17 protein-coding genes are annotated in these 21,045 nt (G+C 45.5%); 3 read left to right on the plus strand and 14 right to left on the minus strand.

Annotated features, from left to right (window positions below):
• Nucleotides 1-47: 47 nt before the first annotated feature.
• From nhaA to UWK_RS12570, 7 genes are all read right to left on the minus strand, one after another.
• Nucleotides 48-1,442: a Na+/H+ antiporter NhaA gene (gene nhaA, locus UWK_RS12540; RefSeq protein WP_015404753.1), complete on the minus strand. Its 1,395-nt coding sequence runs from the start codon at nt 1,440-1,442 to the stop codon at nt 48-50.
• Between the two features lie 259 nt (nt 1,443-1,701).
• The gene (locus UWK_RS12545; protein ID WP_015404754.1) at nt 1,702-2,322 is read right to left on the minus strand and encodes a PqiC family protein; all 621 of its coding nucleotides are present in this window, start codon (nt 2,320-2,322) and stop codon (nt 1,702-1,704) included.
• Between the two features lie 45 nt (nt 2,323-2,367).
• Entirely contained in the window at nt 2,368-3,816 is a 1,449-nt protein-coding gene (locus UWK_RS12550; RefSeq protein WP_015404755.1) for a sensor domain-containing diguanylate cyclase, read from the minus strand.
• 88 nt (nt 3,817-3,904) lie between these two features.
• Nucleotides 3,905-4,921 (minus strand): MlaD family protein, encoded by a 1,017-nt coding sequence (locus UWK_RS12555; RefSeq protein WP_083907295.1) that lies wholly within the window; start codon nt 4,919-4,921, stop codon nt 3,905-3,907.
• Nucleotides 4,922-4,934: 13 nt separating this feature from the next.
• Entirely contained in the window at nt 4,935-5,705 is a 771-nt protein-coding gene (locus tag UWK_RS12560) for an ABC transporter ATP-binding protein (protein ID WP_015404757.1), read from the minus strand.
• 6 nt (nt 5,706-5,711) lie between these two features.
• Entirely contained in the window at nt 5,712-6,833 is a 1,122-nt protein-coding gene (locus UWK_RS12565; RefSeq protein WP_015404758.1) for an MlaE family ABC transporter permease, read from the minus strand.
• Between the two features lie 48 nt (nt 6,834-6,881).
• Nucleotides 6,882-8,249, minus strand: coding sequence for an MFS transporter (locus UWK_RS12570; protein ID WP_015404759.1), 1,368 nt, complete (start codon nt 8,247-8,249; stop codon nt 6,882-6,884).
• A gap of 345 nt (nt 8,250-8,594) precedes the next feature.
• Here UWK_RS12570 and UWK_RS12575 point away from each other — a divergent pair, with 345 nt between their 5' ends.
• The 3 genes from UWK_RS12575 (at nt 8,595) to UWK_RS12585 (ending at nt 9,399) form a co-directional block, all read left to right on the plus strand.
• A complete protein-coding gene (locus UWK_RS12575) occupies nt 8,595-8,789 on the plus strand; it encodes a hypothetical protein (RefSeq protein WP_015404760.1) in 195 nt (64 codons plus the stop codon).
• Between the two features lie 44 nt (nt 8,790-8,833).
• Entirely contained in the window at nt 8,834-9,136 is a 303-nt protein-coding gene (locus tag UWK_RS12580) for a hypothetical protein (RefSeq protein WP_015404761.1), read from the plus strand.
• A 101-nt stretch (nt 9,137-9,237) separates the two neighbouring features.
• Complete coding sequence (locus UWK_RS12585) at nt 9,238-9,399, plus strand: hypothetical protein (protein ID WP_153304897.1); 162 nt, start codon at nt 9,238-9,240, stop codon at nt 9,397-9,399.
• A gap of 32 nt (nt 9,400-9,431) precedes the next feature.
• Here UWK_RS12585 and UWK_RS12590 read toward each other — a convergent pair whose 3' ends face one another.
• The 7 genes from UWK_RS12590 to UWK_RS12620 form a co-directional block, all read right to left on the minus strand.
• On the minus strand, nt 9,432-10,640 hold the full coding sequence (locus tag UWK_RS12590) for an HD domain-containing phosphohydrolase (protein WP_041916972.1): 1,209 nt from the start codon (nt 10,638-10,640) through the stop codon (nt 9,432-9,434).
• Between the two features lie 20 nt (nt 10,641-10,660).
• Entirely contained in the window at nt 10,661-12,796 is a 2,136-nt protein-coding gene (locus tag UWK_RS12595) for a CHASE2 domain-containing protein (RefSeq protein WP_015404763.1), read from the minus strand.
• Nucleotides 12,793-13,695, minus strand: coding sequence for a M48 family metallopeptidase (locus tag UWK_RS12600; protein WP_228130079.1), 903 nt, complete (start codon nt 13,693-13,695; stop codon nt 12,793-12,795). The genes UWK_RS12595 and UWK_RS12600 overlap by 4 nt, the downstream gene beginning before the upstream one ends.
• Nucleotides 13,696-13,700: 5 nt before the next feature.
• Complete coding sequence (locus UWK_RS12605) at nt 13,701-14,120, minus strand: SH3 domain-containing protein (protein WP_015404765.1); 420 nt, start codon at nt 14,118-14,120, stop codon at nt 13,701-13,703.
• Between the two features lie 204 nt (nt 14,121-14,324).
• A complete protein-coding gene (locus UWK_RS12610; RefSeq protein WP_015404766.1) occupies nt 14,325-16,646 on the minus strand; it encodes a mechanosensitive ion channel family protein in 2,322 nt (773 codons plus the stop codon).
• 42 nt (nt 16,647-16,688) lie between these two features.
• Nucleotides 16,689-19,802, minus strand: a complete 3,114-nt coding sequence (locus UWK_RS12615; protein ID WP_015404767.1) for an efflux RND transporter permease subunit — start codon at nt 19,800-19,802, stop codon at nt 16,689-16,691.
• Between the two features lie 96 nt (nt 19,803-19,898).
• Nucleotides 19,899-21,038 carry an efflux RND transporter periplasmic adaptor subunit gene (locus tag UWK_RS12620; protein ID WP_015404768.1) on the minus strand — a complete coding sequence of 380 codons (1,140 nt, stop codon included), beginning with the start codon at nt 21,036-21,038 and terminating at the stop codon, nt 19,899-19,901.
• Nucleotides 21,039-21,045 lie beyond the last annotated feature (7 nt).

Raw genomic sequence — 21,045 nt, forward strand, 5'->3', positions numbered from 1 at the left:
TCGTAAACAAACAGATTGGCAGAGAAAACCTTAACAGGTTCAGGAAACTATTCCAGCTCACTGGTGCATAAGCGCAGGGAGATATAGCCAGCGATCCCTGCAAACAGCGATGCCGCAAGAATACCAATTTTTGCATTGAGCAGATGCTGTGCATTGTCAAATGCCAGGCCTCCAATAAAAATAGACATGGTAAAACCGATTCCTGCCAGCAGGCTGACACTTGCGATCATGGGAAGAGTAACACCATCCGGTAGTCGACTTAAGCCGATTTTAATTATCAGCCAGGAAAAGAAGGTGATACCTATAAGTTTTCCACCAATAAGTCCGCCAATGACGCCAATGGTCACCGGGTCTGAAAATGTCGTTCCAAGTGTTGAGAAATCAATGGGTATTCCTGCGTTAGCAAGGGCAAAAATGGGAATAATGAGAAAGGAGACCCATATATGGAGATTATGCTCCATTCGTTGTAGCGGGCTTTCAATACAATGAACAAAATTTTCCATGGATTGGAGGAGTTTTTGCTGTTCACTGTTTTGCATAATGTGCCTGTGGTCCTCCTGAATAGTCTCGAATCTGGTGATTAACTGTCGCATTCGTCTGACAAACGGTATGGCATGACAATGGGAGTTGGCAGGAACGGTGAGGGCTGTTATTACACCAGCAAGGGTTGCATGGATGCCCGATTCAAGCATTCCGAGCCACAAAAGCAGACCAAAGATTACATATGGCAGAGGGCGACGGATTCCTGCAATGTTTGAAAGGAGGAGCATAACAAAGGCTAAACCTGCAAAGAGTAGTGCAAGGAGGTTTATCTTATCTGTGTAAAAGGCGGCAATGACCAGAACTGCGCCAAGGTCATCAACGATGGCGAGTGCCAGTAGAAAGCCAACGAGGGATCGTGGAATGCGCGATCCAAGGAGGGCAAGAACTCCCATGGCAAATGCAATATCCGTGGCCATGGGAACCCCCCAGCCAGCGAGAGCGTCACTGCCACTATTAATTGCAGCATAAATAAGAGCAGGAACAACCATGCCACCAATGGCTGCAGCAATTGGCAAAATGGCCTGTTTGCGGTCTGCAAGCTCTCCAACCAGGATTTCCCGTTTGATTTCAAGACCAACCATAAAGAAAAAGAGGGCCATCAGGCCATCGTTGATCCAGTGCTGCAGAGAGTGGCTTATAGAAAAAAAATCACTGCCAATGGTGAATTTATGATGGAGTACTGCATCGTAAACCGGATACATTGCAGAGTTGGCTAAAACCAGTGCCCCAACAGTACAGCCCATAAGCAGTAATCCGGAGGACGCTTCCTTATGGACAAAATCTTCAAAGGGGGTGAGCGCCTGTTTAAAACTCCGTTGTATTGAATTGCCGTTCAAGACCTTTGAAAGGCAATTGGATGTGTCCTCTTCGTTTGAGAAGTGTTGGTCATTATCAGTCATGGGATCGTTGCACCTGTCATAAGGGGTATTGGGGTGTGTCCAAAAAAGGAAATAACAGAACCTGATCACCATCAAAACTCAGCTTTGCAACCCGGAGCTGTTTCGTGTCGATCATATGGGACGCCATAAACCCATCCATGGGAGCTCTACTGCGGACGTCCAGGCCGCAGATGCCCATATAATCGACCCGAAACAACTCCTCCTCATGCGGGTAGGCTGAGGATTGGTGTGATCAGGTAACAGAATGCTCATTTTCCTGTCATGGAGCCTTTTGGCTTGCTGTGAGTATTGTAATCCTTTCTGTGATTTCATCGGAAAGTTTTGCGAGCCCTCGGCTGAGAGCTTTTGCCAATGCATCAAATCCATCGTTTTCAGGAGGTATCTTGTAAATTGAGATTGTCTGATACAGCATATCCTTCCCGTTAGAGGCAAGAATCTTCCAGCGAACGGTCACAGAAGCATTACCATCGCTATCTTTTTCAAAATGGAGGAAGTTTGTAACGACTTGCAGACTATCCGGTTCCAGGGAATCAGGGAAAATATGGATTCCCTCTGCTCCAAACTCAAGACTCAGATTTGTGATAAGGGCAGTCGTCAGCATTTCCTTGAGATCACCAGCCCATCTGTGCTGTTCCTCGATGGTAAGAGAGTAGCTTGAGTTCTGGGTGACTAATTGTCCCTGGTCAAGAAACGAAGCGATGTGAATCGGCCCCACGAGTATATTAGTCAGGGGTTTGTCAGGAACGGCTGCTGTTTTCTGGTTAATGGGTCCCAGAGTGTAGTAATAGATGGGAAGTGGCTGTTTTATGCATCCGCCAGCCCAAAGAAGCAGGGACAGAGCTGACAGGAAAAAAATTCCAGGAACTATTTTATTGTTCATACCAGGTGAAAACTCCGATAATGTATTGTTGCAAAGAAAGCGTTATCAAGCAGATACTACCCGATTTCTTCCATTCGCCTTTGCTTGATAGAGAGCCCTGTCGGCTTTGCCTATCAGCTTGTCTCTTGTGTCTTCCGGCTGATATTGTGCCACACCGATACTTACAGTTATAGGAAGTGTTTGATTCTGAGAGGAAGTCGGATTGTTTATTACTGCAAGTCGCAGCTCCTCTGCCATATTCGATGCTGTATCCAGAGTACACCCCTTCAGGAGCATGAGAAATTCCTCCCCTCCCCATCTGCATATTATATCTGTTTTCCGCAACCGGGACGTAATGAGCCTGGCAAGATTTTTCAGTACAGCATCTCCAGCTAAATGTCCGTATGTGTCGTTGATTTCTTTGAAATGGTCGATGTCGAGTAACAGTAGCGACAGATTCTCGGGCTTCCGGCTTTGGTCGAGAAGGATAGGATTGACTAACAGATCCAGTGCCTGGCGGTTATAGAGACCGGTTAATTTATCTGTGGTGGCCATATGTTCGATATCTTCCTGGTAGGATGAAATCACGCGATTAATGATGAATAAAATGATGGTGGTAACAACTGCACAGAATAACAGATTGATAAGAAGGGTTTGAAGTAATTTGGCTGTTCCTTCCAGTTCACTCTGAATGACCACGAGATACCAGTCAAATTCTTTGATAAACCGGGTGTTCAGAGATATCGGATGTCCGTCTATTTTGGACTGTAAGGCAACTGTCTCGGTGGAAGTCATTTGAGTCAGAAACTCTTTGCTCTTGAGAAAGATGTTCAGTTGTGCTGTTTGTTGCTGGCGCTGTTTGTCTGAGGTGTTACTGAGTTTGATGTTTCCCAGGCGGTCAATGAGAAAAATATCTCTGTTATAGGTTTCCTGGTACTGGTCGATGAGTTTTTGAACTGCATCCACTGCCAACCCAACCCCGGTTGCACCAATAAAATTCCCCTTGTAATCGTGAACTCGATAATTGATAAAAACGGTCATGGTGTCGTTGTTTGCCTGATCAATGTCCACGTTGATCTCAAAGTCATCTGACATTTTTTGTACTCGAAAATACCAGGAATCACGTTCTTCAGCTTCCTGTACCTGTTTCACAAGGCCATCGGGATGATAGTAATTTCGAGTCTGATCAGAGACGAAAAAAGACGTAATGGTGTTGTATGTTTGTTTGATTTCTGTGAGGTATCGTATGACAGCATCATGGTTCTGTTCTTCATTGATTACCCAGTCCCGCAAAAAGGTATCTGATGCCATAAGGGAAGAGATAAAGATGGGGCGCAGAAGATCGCGTTGGATTTCTGAATAAACAGTATCGCTGGTGAGTGGTAATTCACCGTGAGTCATCTGATCTCTGAGAGAGGCTAGTGAGATGAAGTAGCTGGCCAGGCTGGTAAGCAGGAAACCTACTATCAATAGAATACTTAGAAATGTAATCAGATTTTTTTTATGTTTGAACATGGAGGTGTAATATCCTGCCTGGTAGGTTTGCGTCAGGGCAAATACTTCTGGTCACCATAATCGGCTTCTGGGAACGTATGTGTGAATATTACTCATTATGTTCAGCTTTACCAGGGTTTTGCAAACCAAAAATAAGGGTATCAGGGTTGCGGTGAATGAAATTACTGAGGGTTTCTAGTGATTTAGCTGTCTTTTCCAGCTGCTGCATGGCTTCTGTTAATCGATGGTACAGAGGTGAGTTGGGGCGGATGGTATTTTCTGCCTGGGCAAGAAGGGCGTCAGCATGCTCAAGTGTTGAGTCGATATGGGTGTTCAGTGATGAGACTACGTTATCCGCATGACCGGTGAGAGCGTTGAATTGTTCCAACCCGCCATCTATTTTATCGAGAATCGGGGTGACTTCGGTATCCAGTTTTGAAAGAAGTGAATTCAGGCTCCCAGTAGCAACGAGAAGCTCATCGAGCAACTGCTGGGTTTTTTTCTGGTCCAGGGTTTCGGCAAGACCTGAGCTGAGCTTCTCAAGAGAGGTCAATGTACTGTTGAATTTCTGGTACAGTTCACCAAAATTTACGTCACCTATTACCTTTGAAAATTGCTGCATTTCGGAGGGGAGGGTGGGAATTTCAAAATATTCTCCCGTCTTATCCTGATACACGGCAACACTGTTTTCATAAAAGCCAAGATCTATATAGCGTTTCCCGGTGACAACACTTTTAAGCCTGAGTTTTGCTCTGAGCCCCTGCTTGCACATTGCCTCCATAAATGTGTTGATATCACCTTTGCTGTTTTCTCCATGGTCCTCAATGATCAGGGAAGAGTCAGCGTTCAGTGAAATAAGAACAGGTATGATGATATCCTGGCTTTTTTCTCCATTGGCACGGATATGGATGTTGATATTCTTCACCTGGCCTATGGTGACCCCACGATAAGTAACGTCAGCTCCAATACTCAGTCCGTCAAGTGAGCCTTCAAAATACGTAATCATTAAATTTTCTCTGGCAAAAAATTTATTGCCGCCAAAAATAACAATGGCAGTCATAAAAAGAACAAGAGAGAGGATGACGAATATACCTATCATTACTGGTTGAATGCTTTTGTTTGGCATAACTGTGTGTTGTTCAGGGGGGATCAGTTAAGGATAGAGTTCGGCTCAAAAATTGCCGTACTTTTATATTGTTACTTTCTTTAGCAAGAATTCCGGGGTTACCGGTTGCGAGCATTGTGCGTGTCTCTGTGTCAAGGAAGACTGAATCATCGGCGAGTGCAAAAATTGATGGCAATTCATGGGTGACGATAATGATGGTGGCTCCCAGGCTGTCGCGGATTTCCAGGATAAGGTCATCCAGCATCTTTGAACTGATCGGATCAAGACCTGCTGATGGTTCATCAAAAAAGAGAATTTCGGGATCAAGGGCAATGGCTCTCGCAAGTCCCGCACGTTTTCTCATTCCTCCACTTATTGAAGATGGTGGATATTTAGCAAAACCTTTCAGGCCGACCAGTGCAAGCTTCAGTTCCACAATCTCTGCAATAAGTTTAGGGGAAAGGTCTGTGAACTGCTGTAATGGCAGTGCAACGTTCTCACCAACGGTCATGGAACTCCAGAGTGCTCCCGATTGATAGAGAACGCCACACCGTTGCATTCGCTGAACCCTGGATTGGTGTGAACTTTTCCAGAAATTTTCTCCTGAAAAGAAAATATCACCCTCTGCTGGACGTTTAAGTCCCGTAAGATGTCTTAGGAGTGTGGATTTTCCACATCCTGATCCTCCCATTATTGTAAAAATTGCACCCTTCTTGATACTGAAAGTAAGGTTCTGCTGCAGAATGAAATCACCATAGGCCATGGTTAAATTTTGGACTTCAATGATGGCTTTTGAGGGTGTCATGTCCGCCTAAATCCCAATAACGTTGAAGAAGAAGGTGAAACCGGCATCGGTGATCACAATAAGAACAATGGCTGTTACTACGGCAGATGTTGTTGCCTTGCCGACGGCGTCGGCACTGCGTCCACAGTGCATCCCCTTAAGGCAGCCACAGAAGGCAACCAGGTATCCGAAAACCACGGATTTAATCATTCCAACCAGGAAATGGTTGAGATGAATGGCATTGATGGTCTGTTCGTAATACAAAACCGGACTGATATCGAGAGAGAGGCAGCCAATGAAGAAACCACCGAGTATTCCAATAAAGTCGGCACAGATTGCCAGAAGAGGCATCATAATGATAAGGGCAGTCAATCGTGGCAGCACTAAAAAATCAAGAGGATTGATCCCCATGGTTTGTAGTGCGTCGACCTCCTCATTTACCTGCATGGTGCCAAGTTGGGCAGCATAGGAGGCACCCGTTCGACCAGCCATGATGATGGCCGCCATCATTGGTCCCATTTCTCTGGTCATGGCAAGACCGACAAGGTTTGCTACGTAAACGTCAGCCCCAAACATCTTCAGCTGGACAGCCCCTATAAAGGCCAGGGTGAATCCAACCAAAAATGAAATGAGCGCTACAATTGGAAGAGCTTGAGGACCACAATTGTAGAGAAAAAAACTCAGATCTTTCTTCAGAAAACGGGCTCGTCCAGTAAAAAAACGAATATAGGATAAAAGGATTTCTCCAGTAAACGATAGCATTTCTATGGATTGCTTCCACAGTTCAATAACATGCATGCCGATTTCGGCGAGTATTCCAGGGTTGTTTAATGTGTTATCTGGAGGGGCGAGATTTTTTTTAAGAGTGAGTTGTAGAAGCTTGCGAACACCGGAAGGCAAGCCTTGTGTATCAACGGGAATGGCATGGTTCTCGGCAATTTCAGTAATACGGGAGAGTTCAACAAGAAATCTGCTGTCCCACTCAAGCAAGTGCTTGGTATTAAAAGAAATGGCTTTTGTCTGGGGAGTGAAAAACTGGGCGATATCAGGGAGCGCACAGGGTTCAACTTGAATGGTCCAAGAACCAAGGAAGGTTAGACAAAGTGTGTTGAAGTTATGCTTTGCCTGCAGGGAGCAATCTGGGGTCATTGGACTATATCCATCGGAGTCACTGTCTGTCCTGGGACGAAGCTGTTTTCAGCGAGAGGAACGCAGGAGACGAAAATGCAGCAGACAGGTGGCAGTTATTAGTGAAAGTATCCCGATAAGATACCATGGAAAGTAGTAAATGGATAGTCTGAAAGCTTCATTTTCAATAAGAGAGACAGTGAAATCAGGGGAAGCTTTGCTTACCGAATCGCGTAGATTAGCTATAATTCCAGCGTAAAAAATCCCTATGAATCCATATGCCGCATTAAATGCGAGTCCCTTATAACTGAGGACGGTTGCACGCTGGTGTGGTTCAGCGATCTGATTCAGATAATGACTGGTGAAAAATGAGGTGAGCATCATGGTTACAAATATCAGTGCCATGGGGAGTATGCCAAGGATAGGGGTGAAAAAAGTCAGGCCCCATAGTGAGAGGAGGGCGAGGCCTCCGACCAGGGCGACGTTAACCGTAGGGCCAAAATGTTCAACCATGGCTCTGGCAATTCGTGGCACAACAAGACCAAGCATCGCAATACAGGAACCAATCACACCAAAACTTGCTTCGGGGAGATCAATGATCCGGTAGTACTGACTGGTCATGGTGACAAGCATGCGAAGCACATGGTCAAAACTCATCCCGAAGAGAATAACTGCCAGGGCCGTAGGAGTATGGAGAATCCAAGCACCAGCATTCAGTGTTATCCTGCTGACGTCCTGTATCCTCTTCAATGCAGTGCTTGCAAGCGCTGGTTTGTTTTTGTCTGTGACGGGATCATGCATCCCCATGGTGGTGAAGAGGGTTAGAATGCCGAGGCCAAGTGTAAGATATATGGGGAAGCGCATGGTGACCTGCTGGTCAAGTTCAACCTGTAGTCCTAACCAGTGCAGGCCGCTGTTTACAGTGTCGGGTGAATAGACCAATGCTCCAATGGTCATGGTGATGATGTAAAAGAAATTACGTACCCGCATCTGAACATCTAAAACTTTCGGCCAGTCCTCAGGGTCTCCTTCTGCCACAAGGGTGTCGTAAGCCATCGCTTCGTCGGCACCACTGGCAAGGGCCTCTGCCAGGCCACTGAGAATACGGTTAAGAAGAAATGCACCGAAGACGAGTTTACTGTTCCCCAGAGGGACAAAGGACAGGAGCATCATTTCAGCGATCATCAGCAGACTAGTGGTGACCAGGAGGCGTTTTCTCCCAATAAGGTCGGCAAGTGCCCCGGATGGTACTTCAGCAAGTACGATGGTGAAAGCCCACACCGTATTGAGCAGGGCAAACTGTTCAATGCTTAGACCATAATCCAGGAAGAGAATTGTGAAAACTGGATAATAGAAGCGTACATTGAAGAATGCACGAAAGGCAATAAAACGCCTTACATTGGAAAAGGTAAAGGGGGAGTGGCTGGAAAAGTTCATACCCCATCATGTGCAGCATAGCTCTGTTTGTCAAGAATTTCCAACTGTACTGAAAAGATTGATGTCGCGTTCCGACAGCAATATTGCGTGCTCTTTCTGTGCCACGATCCTATCTGTAAAACCTGCAACACTTTCGTAGTGAAAATACAGCGAAGATGCGTGTCGCAGGCGCCTTGAACACCAAAAGTGTTGCGTTGGATGAAAAGGAAGCCTTCGTTAAAATTATAGTAAAAACAAGTTAGTAAATGGTTTTTGCTGCTTTTCTGTTTGTTTGTGAAAATTGGCACTGATAATGCTCTATCCAATATAAGAAATATAAGATTATAAAGAAATATGGAGGACGTCATGGCTGTCGAAACAAAAAGTACTACTCAAAAACAGAGTGATGTCGGATATGAAACTTCAAGTTTTGCTCTGGGGACCGGGATGGTTCTGGCAGCCCTTGTGGGGATATGGGGAGTGATTTGTCTACTGAGTGCTTTCGCTACTGTTGGTCCTTTAAATGTGATCAAAGGATATCTCTCAGCTTTGCTTGGATAAAAAAACAATTGGTGTATTTAAAAATACTTTAACAGGAGAATGTCATGGCCGAGAACAATTCAAAGACAGCAGGAAGAATTATTTTAGTGGCAGGGTTAGCAATGTGTCTCTGGGTTGGAGCTGCTCTTGTAAGCGCCCTTTCACAGGTCGGCTGGTCGGTCAGTACACTTGCCGGACAGTATATGGTTGCAGTCGGAATGGTTAAGCCTCTCCACACTCTGGTTGATTACTACACCCACATTAAAGGAATCGAGTATTTACTCTGTGTAGCATTTTTCGTTGCATTCCCGGTATTCTTTAAATATGTAAATAAGGCACCAAAAGCTGCAGCTACACTCAAAAAGTAAGAAAAATACTGGCTAAAAAAAGATAGTGCTTTCTTTTGTCCCTCTTGTTTATCAAAGAGACTCTTTGCTAAGCAAGAGGGTTTTTGTGGAATGGAGTTATTGTGAAGGATAGAAAAAAACGGATTAACAGTATGGGAAGGGGTGTTTTTGGGATGCTGGCAATCGGTACGTTGCCGATTCTCTTTATGAACCCAGGGCAATACTTCTTTGGTCTGATTGTTTGCGGGGGACTTTCATTCGGTCTGGCTCATACCCTGGTCTGAGAGTTGAACTGCCAAATACCACAAAAATATTCTTATTGAAATTTCTCCTGAATTGCACAGAGGACATCGGTTATTTCAAAAAATGCCTGGACGAGTTCAGGGTCAAAATGTTCGCCACTTTCTTTCTGAATGAGGTTATACACCTTTTCTTTTTCCCACGGTTCTTTATAACAACGGCTGGAGCTCAGAGCATCAAACACGTCAGCCAGGGCAACAATTCTGGCAGCCAGTGGTATGTCCTTTCCAGCCAGAGCCTGGTTAGGGCTATTTTTATCTGGAAAGTTCGTCAGGTTTGGATAGCCGGTACCGTTCCACTTTTGATGGTGATGAAGGGTTACTTCGTGGGTCATCTTATCGAGTTCCGTGGAAGTGCTGTTGAAAAGTTCGGCACCAAAAGTGGTGTGTTTTTTTATAATATTGAACTCATCCTTGGTGAGTCTGGCTGGTTTTTTTAAAATGATATCAGAAATGCCTACTTTCCCAGCATCATGGGTCATGGCTGCCAGGCTGATAAGGTCTCGGAAATGATTTATTTCTGAGTCAGGTAGCCCTTTTTTTTTGGCCCAGCGCTGATAGATTTCAACACTGAATGCTGAAACCCGCTGGACATGAGCCCCGGTTTCTTTGGGATCATGAAGAGACGCCATTTTCACCATGCGAAGGATGGTCTCGCGGTTCAGTATACCATGTTCAATAATCATTGAGGCACTATTAGCAAAAAGGCAGGCCATTGTCTTACTTCTTTCAGAAAAGACAGAGGTTTGTCCCTGTTCATTCTGAGCGTTTATAAGTTGTATTACACCAACAAGTGAATCATTAGAGGTGAGAAGAGGGATGGTGAGAGATGAAGCTGTGTGGTAGTTATTTTCTTCGTCGAAGGAAGGGTTGAAACTATAAGGTACGGTGGCAGGAATTTGATAGGCGTCATCAATTGAAACCGTCTGTTTAGTCTGGGCGCAGTAGCCAACGATTGTGTGACTGTCGATGGGAAGTGTCATTTTAGCATACTGGGCAGCTCCGGCTCCATTTCTTCCAAAGAGGGTGTCGTTTTGGACATGGTTGAAAACAAGAGTGTCATTTTTAACAAGATAGATGGAACCGGCATCAGCATTGGCAAGTTTACGGGACTCGAAAAGGATTCGATCAAGAATCATATCCATCCCTTTGAGTTGATTGAGGGAACGAATAATTTCAAGAACAGAGTTGACAGTATTGGTATCTGGTCGCGTTGTTGTTTCCATATCACACCCCTGTCTTTTTTTTATTTTGAAGTCAGTGCCCAGACTCCCTCCCATTGCGGTGGCGGATTCTCCTGAAGAACTTTACATTTGTTAAGATATTTTATAGCCGATGGGTCTTCGTCTACTATTGTATTGAATTGAATCACAGCGGATTCAAAATTTCCAATATAAAAATTCTGGAGAGCTTTTGAGAAAGTTTCTAGAGTTTTTTTCTTTTTCTGATATTCAGAAGGTAAGAAGGGTTCATAAACTCGAATTGGAATTTTCTTTCCAACAACGGTTAAATTTGCAAGTTCCCGACAGAAGAAGGTGTTGTTTAAGAGTTTATAGGTGGATTCGGAAATCATTGTATAGCTGTCAAATTGCTTGTTGGCGCCCTCAAGCCTTGCAGCAAGATTAACAGCGTCACCGAGCATGGAGTAGTCGAAACGATTTGTTGAGCCAAGATTCCCGACAACTGCTGAGCCCGAATTAATGCCGATGCGCATATGCATTTCATGGCCACATTGTTTTAGAAACAGTGGGCGCAATTCCTTCAGTCGCTTTTGACAACGTAATGCGGCAGATACTGCCCGTACCGCATGATCAGGAGTTTCTAAGGGTGCGTTCCAAAAAGCTATTATGGCATCACCTTCGTACTTATCAATCGTTCCCTCTTCCTCAAGGATTATATCTGTCATAGCCGAGAGGTAGTCGTTCAAAAGCTCGATCAGTTGATCAGGTTCGAGATTTTCAGAGATAGAGGTGAATCCTTCAAGGTCTGAAAAGAAAATAGTCAATTCCTTACGATCCCCCCCGAGTTGCAATCTGTCAGGATCTTCTATGAGTTGTTCGATAACATATGGGCTTAGATAATGGGCAAATGAATGTTTGATAAAACGCCGTTTTCTCCCTTCCTGCATATAACTGATCAAAAAGCTGAGAATGATGGTTCCTCCCACGGAGCATTCAAAAGGAAGTATTTCAAAACGAAATCCGATGAAAAAGAGAAAAAAAGACAGAGCAGGCGGAATGAGAAGAAAGAACAATGCAATGATCGTCATATATATCGGACTTGAAAAATAAGCGAGAAGGAGACCAAGGAGAATGGTACTGAAACTCAAAACAAGGATTTTGAGATTTTGACTTAGAGGGCTGATAAAATCATTGTTCAGGAGATTGTCGAGAAAAGTTGCATTGATTTCTACCCCGGAGAAAATAGCACCTACCGGGGTTGGGCGAAGATCAAAAAGACCTGGTGCGGAAAAGCCAAAGAGTACATATTTTTTCCTTAGTTGTCGATTGATTGCAGGATCTGTGTGTTCGCCATCTCTGTAGAGCATTTCATCTTTAATAAGAGTTGCGGCACTTATGCGGGTGTAGATCCCTGGCGGACCCCGGAAACGAACCAGGGCCTGCCCGGATATGTTCATCGGGATCACAGCATCACCAACGCTGAGATGCTGATTCAGAAGAGAAACTTCCGTATCGGGATGAGCGGCAAGATATAAGCCAAGCCCAAGAGAGGGGAGTGGAATACCGACTGCGAAGACCAGTGGATGGAGAGAACGGTAAATACCATCTTGATCTGGATCATGATGAACATTGCAGAGAACAGCGGCGTTTTGGGCGACTTCCGGGATGGGCATGGTGAGGAAGTTGTACGAAGGTGTATTGTCTGTTTTTTTGACAAGCGTGGCTGTGGTTGCAAGGGAAGGAAGTGGAATGTCATCTGGCCATGTGGAGAGTTTTCCGTGGATGTTGCCAGGAAATATTGAGCCGGCTGCAAAATTTTTACTCTTCGCAATAGCTGTGCCGAGTGCAGTATCGTCAGAGACCCCAAAGCTTGACGATTCGGTAAAAAGGACATCAAAACCAATTCCCCTGGCCTGATGCCGATTAATGGTATCCAGGATGGCACCATAGAGTTCACGGGGCCAGGGCCAAGAGATGCCCATGTTTTTCTGGGCCCATTCCAGGCTTTGCTGGTCGACCAGTACAATAGTGATATCCTCACTACGAGGAGAAGGCGAAGCCAGCATCATACTCTGAGTATCCCAGACTTTGTTTTCCCAGGCAGTAAGCATTCCCGATTGCCAGATGGCTATAGCAAGAAGAATGCTTACACCTGCTGCCCCAAACGCCTGAAATAATCTGTTCCTTCTTTTATTTTTCATACCCCCTTCATTGCGGCCTGAAAACGTGAAATGCGTGATGGGTCGGTTTTTAGTTTGTCCTCTTTTCCAATAATATTACTGATGTCTTCTATTCTACTCTCCGGGCTAGGATGGGTTTTTGCAAAATCCATTCCTCCGGGTTTAAGATTCTTTTTCATAACTTTCAGCATTTCAATAAGTCCCTGACCGTTATAGCCTACTCGTTGCAGTATCATAACAGCTGTCTCATCTGCCTCAGTTTCAAACGAACGGGAGTAACCACTGCTTATCATAGTTGAGGTGATGTCTCCTATTGAATCTTCAAAGGTGTTGGTTAAACTGGCAATGTCTGAGTTCGCAAAATTTTTGGTTCCCTCAAGGGCCAGAATTGAAGTTGCTTTGGTGATTCTGTCCTTTTCGATGGACTGCAGACCATGCTTGTGCTGGACATGAGCTATTTCATGGGCCAGAACAGCTGCGAGTGAATTTTCATCAGAACAGCATTTCAACATTCCGCGAGTAACAAAAATGAGACCTGAAGGAGTGGCAAAAGCATTGATTTCAGGAGAGTCAAGAACCATAAAGTGATATCCGTCGTAGAGTTCTGGCAGGTCTGAGAAGCGGGATAATGTCTGTCCCAGAAGGTTGATATAGGAAATGGTCGGAGCATGTTCATAGGGCTGAAATTTTTCAAGAACGATGGCTCCAATAGTTCGACCGATATAGTACTCCTGTTCTGGGGTGATATCTTCCAAGGCCTTGGAAACTGCATTATAACTTTTCGTTGCTGAATCGACATACTTCGTTGCCGAATTTAAGGCGGAGGATATGTCTCCAAAACCAAAGCCCTGGAGAAGCATGGACGAAGCGGTTAAACCCGCACCTGTGAGGCCTATACGGAGGAAACTTCTTCTATTCATGTTCTTCACACTTCACCTCCTGTAGGATGGAGATTACCGGCCTTGAGGAAGGCTTCAATTTCTTCCTGGGAAACAGAGCTTTTCTCCATTTTATCCACCATATTAAAATTGGCGTTTGCATTCCGCTGGCGAAACTTTTTCTCAACCTGCCGGTTAAAACCTTTACCGGCGAGGGCTATTTCATCGGAATCAGCAGCTTTAGAGATATCGCCGGCATGGGGTTTGAGTACAATCTCTTTAGTGGTCATGGCGGAGCTGTGCAGCCATCCCTGATTCCCTCTTGCATCGACCTTAAGCCAGGAATCTTTGGTTTCCAGAACAGCTAAGCGGTCACCATAATGGACAGTTGATATGATTTTTCCGAGAAAAGAAGGACTCTTTCGCAGTTGACTGCTTCGTACTTGAACACTTTGACTTGTCGTCATAAAATCCTCTCCCTTATACGTAGAAATGTAATGAAGTTATTTCTATTTGTATCATGTTCTGTATTGGAGAGCAAAAAACAACAGGAAAAAAAGTTTGGGTGGGGGAGGGAAGTGTTGTCAGGCCGTACTGTGAGCTGCTTATTTCTTCACTACTCACAGGCAGTGGAGAAATAAGCAGTATTGAAGCTTTGCTATCAGGGATTTTTATGATTTTGTCTTTTCATTAGTTTTCTCTTCTTCCTGCTGTTGTAACAGAGCAGCCGCTGCTCCTGCTTCAAGAATTTTTTTGTTTTCTTCCGTGATGTTTGCTGTTTCAGGTAGTTCAACAATAACTTTTCGATGGGCATAATGGATGCCCTTGGCGGCAAGTGCCTCGGAAATTCTGCGGTAGGCCTCTCTCTGAATGACAAATTGAGTTCCTGGCTGTGCCTTGAACTTAACCCTTATAATCATGACAGAGCCCGTGATCTCTCTTACACCTGCAGATTTGACAGGTTGAATAAAGTCATCTTTGAATTCGTCATCGGCGAGCATTGCCTGGCCAACTTTCTTGATGATCTTACGAATCTGGTCGATATCTGCATCGTAGGAAAATTCAAGATTAAATTTAACAATTATACCACCGCGCATAAAGTTGGTGATGGAACCGAGTTCGCTGTGAGGGACGATTTGAAGCATGCCCCGGTGGTGGCGAAGCATGACATTACGAAGGCTTATGGATTCGACGGCTCCTGAGACTGAACCCGCCTGAATATACTCTCCGACGCGGAAAGCATCGTCGAGGAGATAGAAAAAGCCTGAGAAAACATCACTTACCATCTTTTGAGCACCAAAACCAATGGCAAGGCCAACAACCCCTGCGCCGGCAAGCAGTGGCCCAATATCAACACCCATTGAAGAAAGGATTACCAGTGTTACCATCACCAGTAAGGTGGATGCGATAAACTTACGGAGCATGGGAAGCAGGGTAAAACTTCTCCCCCTGGTGGCAGCACCACCCCATTCATCATCATTTTCTTCCTTTTCTTCGTCAACTGGCATGGTTTCAAGGATCTTTTTCTCTATATAGCTGGAGGAAAATTTCCACACGGTTAAACCCAGGGCAACAGCTATGAGCGACTGAAATACTGCTTTGGTGATATTGGTGGCATAGGGGATATACACATTCCATAAGCTCAGTGTCCAGACCAGCAGTGTTACCAGAATTGAAAGGCTCATAAAGCGGGATGTTGTAACATAGAGTTTACGTTCCTTTTCCTTTGCAACAAGGATACTTGCCTGTATTTCTCTGCTGGCAGAGTCTTCGTCCTCATGATTATACATTCGCAGGGTGTTGATGGAAACCCGGACAATCCATTGGCCAAGACCATTAAAAATAACAAAGAGTGGAAGGATTGTCAGGCTCATAAGAAATGCAGAATTACCACGTTGCACACCTGTGAGCTGGTCTCCAAGCATAATGATCCAGATAATAAGGACATAGAGAATAGTGGGGACGTGCCAGAACTGGGCAAACTGCTCAACCACCCAGTTCCGTGTCCCGTTCTGGTCGCTTTTATCAAGGATACGATTTGCAACATAGTGACGACTGCGCATAATCATAAGCACAATGACGAAAACAAGAAAAGTTGCGATAATCATGGCCGTTGATTGCACAGCTGTTTTACTGAGTCCCAGTTCCCGTTGTAAGGCAAGAAACATAATTGCAGTAAAGATATATGAACAAAGAAAGAGGGTTGCCCTATGAACTGTAGCAGCCGTTATGTCATCAAAGGGCAAAACCCGAAGGGCGGCAGAGCCTGGAGAACTGAGTATACGGGACAACTGGGCAAGAAGACGATAAAAAAGAATAGAAAAAAGCAGGGCAAGAAAGACGTAGCGTAATGGAGAGTAGTCAGTACCCGGCAGCATAAAAAAGAAAAGGAGAGCAGCCGTTGCGAAAACGAAAATATGGACCAGAGAGGGGATGGAGAGCATAAGGCCAGCGATAAAGCGCATGGGGCCGTCGAGTACTGGAATGGCTTTTTCTTGAAACTGTTTTCTGAAATTAGCAGTGAAACGACGGGTAAAGTATTCACTTCCCCAGGCGGCTCCAAATATTCCAAAAAGCATTGCCAGAGAAAGTATAAAATTTCCTAAACTCCCCCTGCCGACTTTTCTCGCAACTATGAGGTAATCGCCGGGAAAACTGCTAAGACGGGAAAGGAAACTGCTCGACTTTTTCTTTCTATTTTCACCTTCGTCCAGTAGATGGAGCCATTTGGCAGTCTTTCCAACAAGGCCGCCAGTTTTTTGTGGAGCACTGGTAGAGGGCGTAGGATTACTTGTGAGTTCTGATATCAGCAAACTGCGAACCTGTTCGTCGCTCATCTTGGCAAGAACAGAGCCAATCTGGTCTGGAGCAACTCCCTTAAGTCTTCCACTTTCAGCAGCTGTCTCTTCAACAGCTGCAAGGGGTGCTGGGGAGAGCATGGTAAGAGAGATTGCCAGCAGGCAGAAATAGAGAAAAATGCTATATCTTTTCATTATGGTTACACTATATATTTGACAGGTATAGTTGAGGTGGTATTATTTTTCTTTCGGTGGAAAAAGTCGTTCGCTGCTGCTCTGAATAACCTTATAAAACACCGGCACAAAGAGTACTGCCAGAAAAGTTGCGGCAATCATCCCACCAAAAACAGCGGTGCCAAGGGCCTGACGAGAGGCTCCTCCTGCCCCATTGGCGATCACAAGTGGGTAAACTCCTAAAATAAAGGCAAATGATGTCATAAGGATAGGGCGGAAACGGAGTCTTGCCGCTTCCATGGCCGCATCAAAAATGGACATCCCTTTTTTCTCACGTGCCTCAACTGCAAACTCTACAATGAGAATGGCATTCTTACAGGCAAGGGCAATGAGGAGCACAATACCTATCTGGGTGTACACATTGTTATCCATTTGACGTACCATGAGGGCGATTACGGTTCCAAGAAGTGCCAGCGGCACAGCAAGAATAACACCAATGGAGATTGACCAGCTTTCATACTGGGCGCAGAGTACCAGGTAGACAAGAGCGATGCAGATGGCAAAAATTGGGCCGGGATTGCCGGCATTTTTTTCCTGATACGACATGCCAGTCCATTCTGACCCCATGGAGTTTGGTAGAACACGTGCTGCCGTCTCTTCCATGGCATTCATTGCCTGACCAGAACTGAAACCGGGAGCACCTGTACCGGTAATTGTCGCCGTGGGATACATGTTATAACGGGTAATGATTGCAGGGCCAAATATTTCTTCAACGGAAAGCAGCGTCCCAAGAGGTATCATTTTATCGTCACTGGATCGAACCTGGAGTTTGGCAATATCCTCCACATTGGATCTGGCATCATCCTGTGCCTGGATGTTAACCTGGAAGGTACGGTTGAATTTGTTGAAATCATTAACATATGAAGCCCCAAGGAAGGCCTGCATGGATCCAAATATCTCGGAGAGCTGGATATTCAGGGTTTTGGCCTTGGTGCGGTCTATATCTGCAAAGAGCTGGGGGACATTGGCCCGAAATGTTGTATAGGCCGAGGAGATAATCGGGTCTTTTACTCCTGCCGCTGAAAGGTCATTTGTTATTTCCTGCAGGGCGGGTAAACCAATTCCTGCCATATCTTCAACCTGCAACTGGAATCCACCGGCATTTCCAATTCCGGAAATAGGTGGAGGAGGAAATTGTATAATAATCGCTTCCTTAATTCGGCTTCCAGCTCCTGCCATCTGCATCAAGATATGCTTCATGTCATGTCCGTTGGGGATCCGCTCGGCAAAATCTTTGAAAACCACCCACAGAGCAGCACCATTTGACATTCCGGCACCGTCAAGAAGGGAGTAACCTGCAACTGAAATGACATCTTTTACACCATCCATGGTTCTCAGTGCGTCTTCGAGTTCCTTGACCACGGCCTGGGTACGTTCAAGGGATGAGGCATCGGGTAACTGGACGGCATACATGGCATATCCCTGATCCTCTGTGGGGATAAATCCCGTGGGCAGGCCGGTAAAGCCAGTCCAGGCAGCAACCGCTATACCTGCAAAGAGAACCATGGTGATAAGGGAGCGGCGTACCATAAGATGGACAATGGACTCGTAGGCATTCCGTGATTTGTCGAACATGGCATCAAACCAGCGGAAGAAGATCATCTTCTTTTTGGGGGTGGGCCGCAGGATAATGGCACACAGGGCAGGGCTGAGAGTGAGGGCATTGATGGATGAGAAAAAAGTGGAAGCGGCAATGGTCAAGGCAAACTGTCTGTAAAGCTGGCCGGTTATCCCACCGAGAAAGGCGGTTGGGACAAAAACTGCCAGGAGTACCAGAGTGGTCGCGACGATGGGCCCGGTCACTTCCTCCATGGCGGCAAGAGCACCTTCTTTGGCGCTCATTTTGTGCTCATCCATATTTCGCATGGTGTTCTCCACTACAACAATGGCATCATCAACAACGATACCGATGGCAAGCACAATACCGAAAAGAGTGATCATGTTGATGGAAAACCCAATCAACCCCATTGCGGCAAAGGTTCCAATAAGGGATACTGGAATAGTGATCACAGGGATAAGGGTTGCCCGCCAGTCCTGAAGAAAAACAAAGATAACAACGAGGACTAGAACAATGGCTATCCAAAGTGTTTCTTCAACCTCCGCAATGGCTTCTTCAACAAAGAGAGTGGTATCAAAAGGGATTTTATATTCAAGATCGGGCGGAAAGGATTTTTTTAATTCCTCCATTTTTGCGGCAATCTGTTCTTTCAGGGCAATGGCATTGGCCCCTGGCAACTGATAAATCATCATCAATGCATTTTCATCACCATTGAGCCTGGTGTCATAGTTGTACTCCTTTGACTGCATCTCAACCCGTGCAATGTCTTTGATACGGGTGAGCTTTCCTCCAGATCCCTGTTTTACAATTATGTCGCCAAATTCCTCAGGGCTGTTAAGGCGGCCAAGAGTATTTACGGTGTACTGAAAGGCCTGGCCGGATGGGGCAGGTGGCGCACCAATCTGCCCTGCTGCCACCTGGACATTCTGCTCACGCAGGGCGGCGGTGACATCACTGGTAGTCAGGTCTCTGGAACGCAGTAAATCCGGGTCGAGCCAGATGCGCATGGAGTAATCCCCAGCGCCAAAGGCGGCAACATCGCCAACACCAGCTATTCTTGAAATTTCGTCTTTTAAACGGAGTGAGATATAGTTACTGAGATAATACTTGTCATAGGTTTTGTTGGGTGATGTAAGTGTCACCATCAATACAATAGAGTTCGATCGTTTTTTGGTGGTGACCCCGATATTTTTTACTTCCTGAGGGAGAGCCGCCATGGCAATGGCAACACGGTTCTGTACCAGAACTGCTGCCATATCAGCATCCGTCCCCGTTTCAAAGGAGACGGTAAGATTGTATGTTCCCGAATTGGTGGAGGTGCTGGACATATAGATCATTCCTTCCACACCATTCACCTGTTGTTCAATGGGTGCTGCGACGGTATCAGCAATAACCTGAGCATTGGCACCGGGATAGGCAGTTGAAACCTGGACAGTGGGAGGGGCAAGCTCGGGGTACTGGGCGATGGGGAGTCCGGTAAGGGTCACTCCTCCTGCCAGTACAATGATGAGAGCAATAACGGAGGCAAAAATAGGGCGATTGATGAAAAAACGACTCATGAGATATATCTCTTAGGCTAGATTGATAATCGCAATATGGGTTACTCTTTTCACTGTCAGGAAGATGACAGTGATCGTAATGGACTGGAGTGGATTTCAGTTTTGAGCTGTTTTGGGAGTCACTTTTGCGCCGGGTCGCGCACGCTGAACACCATTAACAACGACCATATCATCCTTAATTATGCCTTTACGAATTACGCGAAATCCGTCAACAAGGGCACCAATTTCAACCGGTTTATACTCAACGGTTCCATCAGCAGTGACACCTAACAGATAACGCCCACGCTGATCGGAAGAAAGGGCAATTTCCGGTACCAGCAGGGCATCTTTTTCAACATGGGTAGGGATTCTAATTTTGGCAAAGAGTCCTGGTATGATATAGAGGTCTTTGTTGTCGAATTTTGCCCGCGTCAGGATTGTTCCCGTTGAAAGATCTACCTGGCTGTCGAGATAGTCACTTACCCCACTATATGGGTAGTTGGAGTCATCACCCAGTCCCAGTTCCACAGAAACGGGATTTCTTGTGATGTCATTTATCCCCTGTTCTTTGAGGTGTCTTTTGAAAAGCATCAGTGAGCGTTCATCCATATTGAAATAGACGTAGATCGGGTCGTAGTTAACCAATGTTGCAAGAAGGGTTTTATCACCCGCACCTACAAGGTTTCCATTATCAACAAGATTCCTGCTGATAAGGCCACTCTCAGGGGCATAGATTCTTGTGTAGGAGAGCTGCAATTTTGCTGAAGTCAGCTGAGCTTGAGATTCCAGAATCTGAGCCTGGGCTATACTAAGTTCGGCCTTCGCTTCGAGAACGGCGAGTTCGCTTACAGCCTTTTCTTTGTAAGCGCTTTCCTTCCGTTTTAATGTTGCTTCTGCCAGTTTAAGCCTTGCTTCTCTGGTTTTAAGATCTGCCTCTGCTTTTGCAACATCAGCCTCAAAAGGTTTGGCGTCAATGTTGAAAAGAAGATCTCCTTTTTCCACCAGTTTGCCTGGTTCAAAGGAGAAACTCTCGAGATATCCTTCAACTCGGGCACGGAATTCTATCTCTTTTCGTGCTTCTGTGTATCCCGTGAAGTAGATGTAGTTTGTGACATCCCTGACTGTTGGATTAGCAACAGTTACCTCAGGAGGGGGAGGGGGCGCTGGTGTCTGCTGTTGTTGTTCCTTGCATCCTCCTGTGAGGAGGGCGCTGAGACATATGGTCAAAATCAGAAAAAAGGAAATTGAATTTTTCATAATAGTG

This window comes from Desulfocapsa sulfexigens DSM 10523 (assembly GCF_000341395.1).
Classification (GTDB): Bacteria; Desulfobacterota; Desulfobulbia; order Desulfobulbales; family Desulfocapsaceae; genus Desulfocapsa; species Desulfocapsa sulfexigens.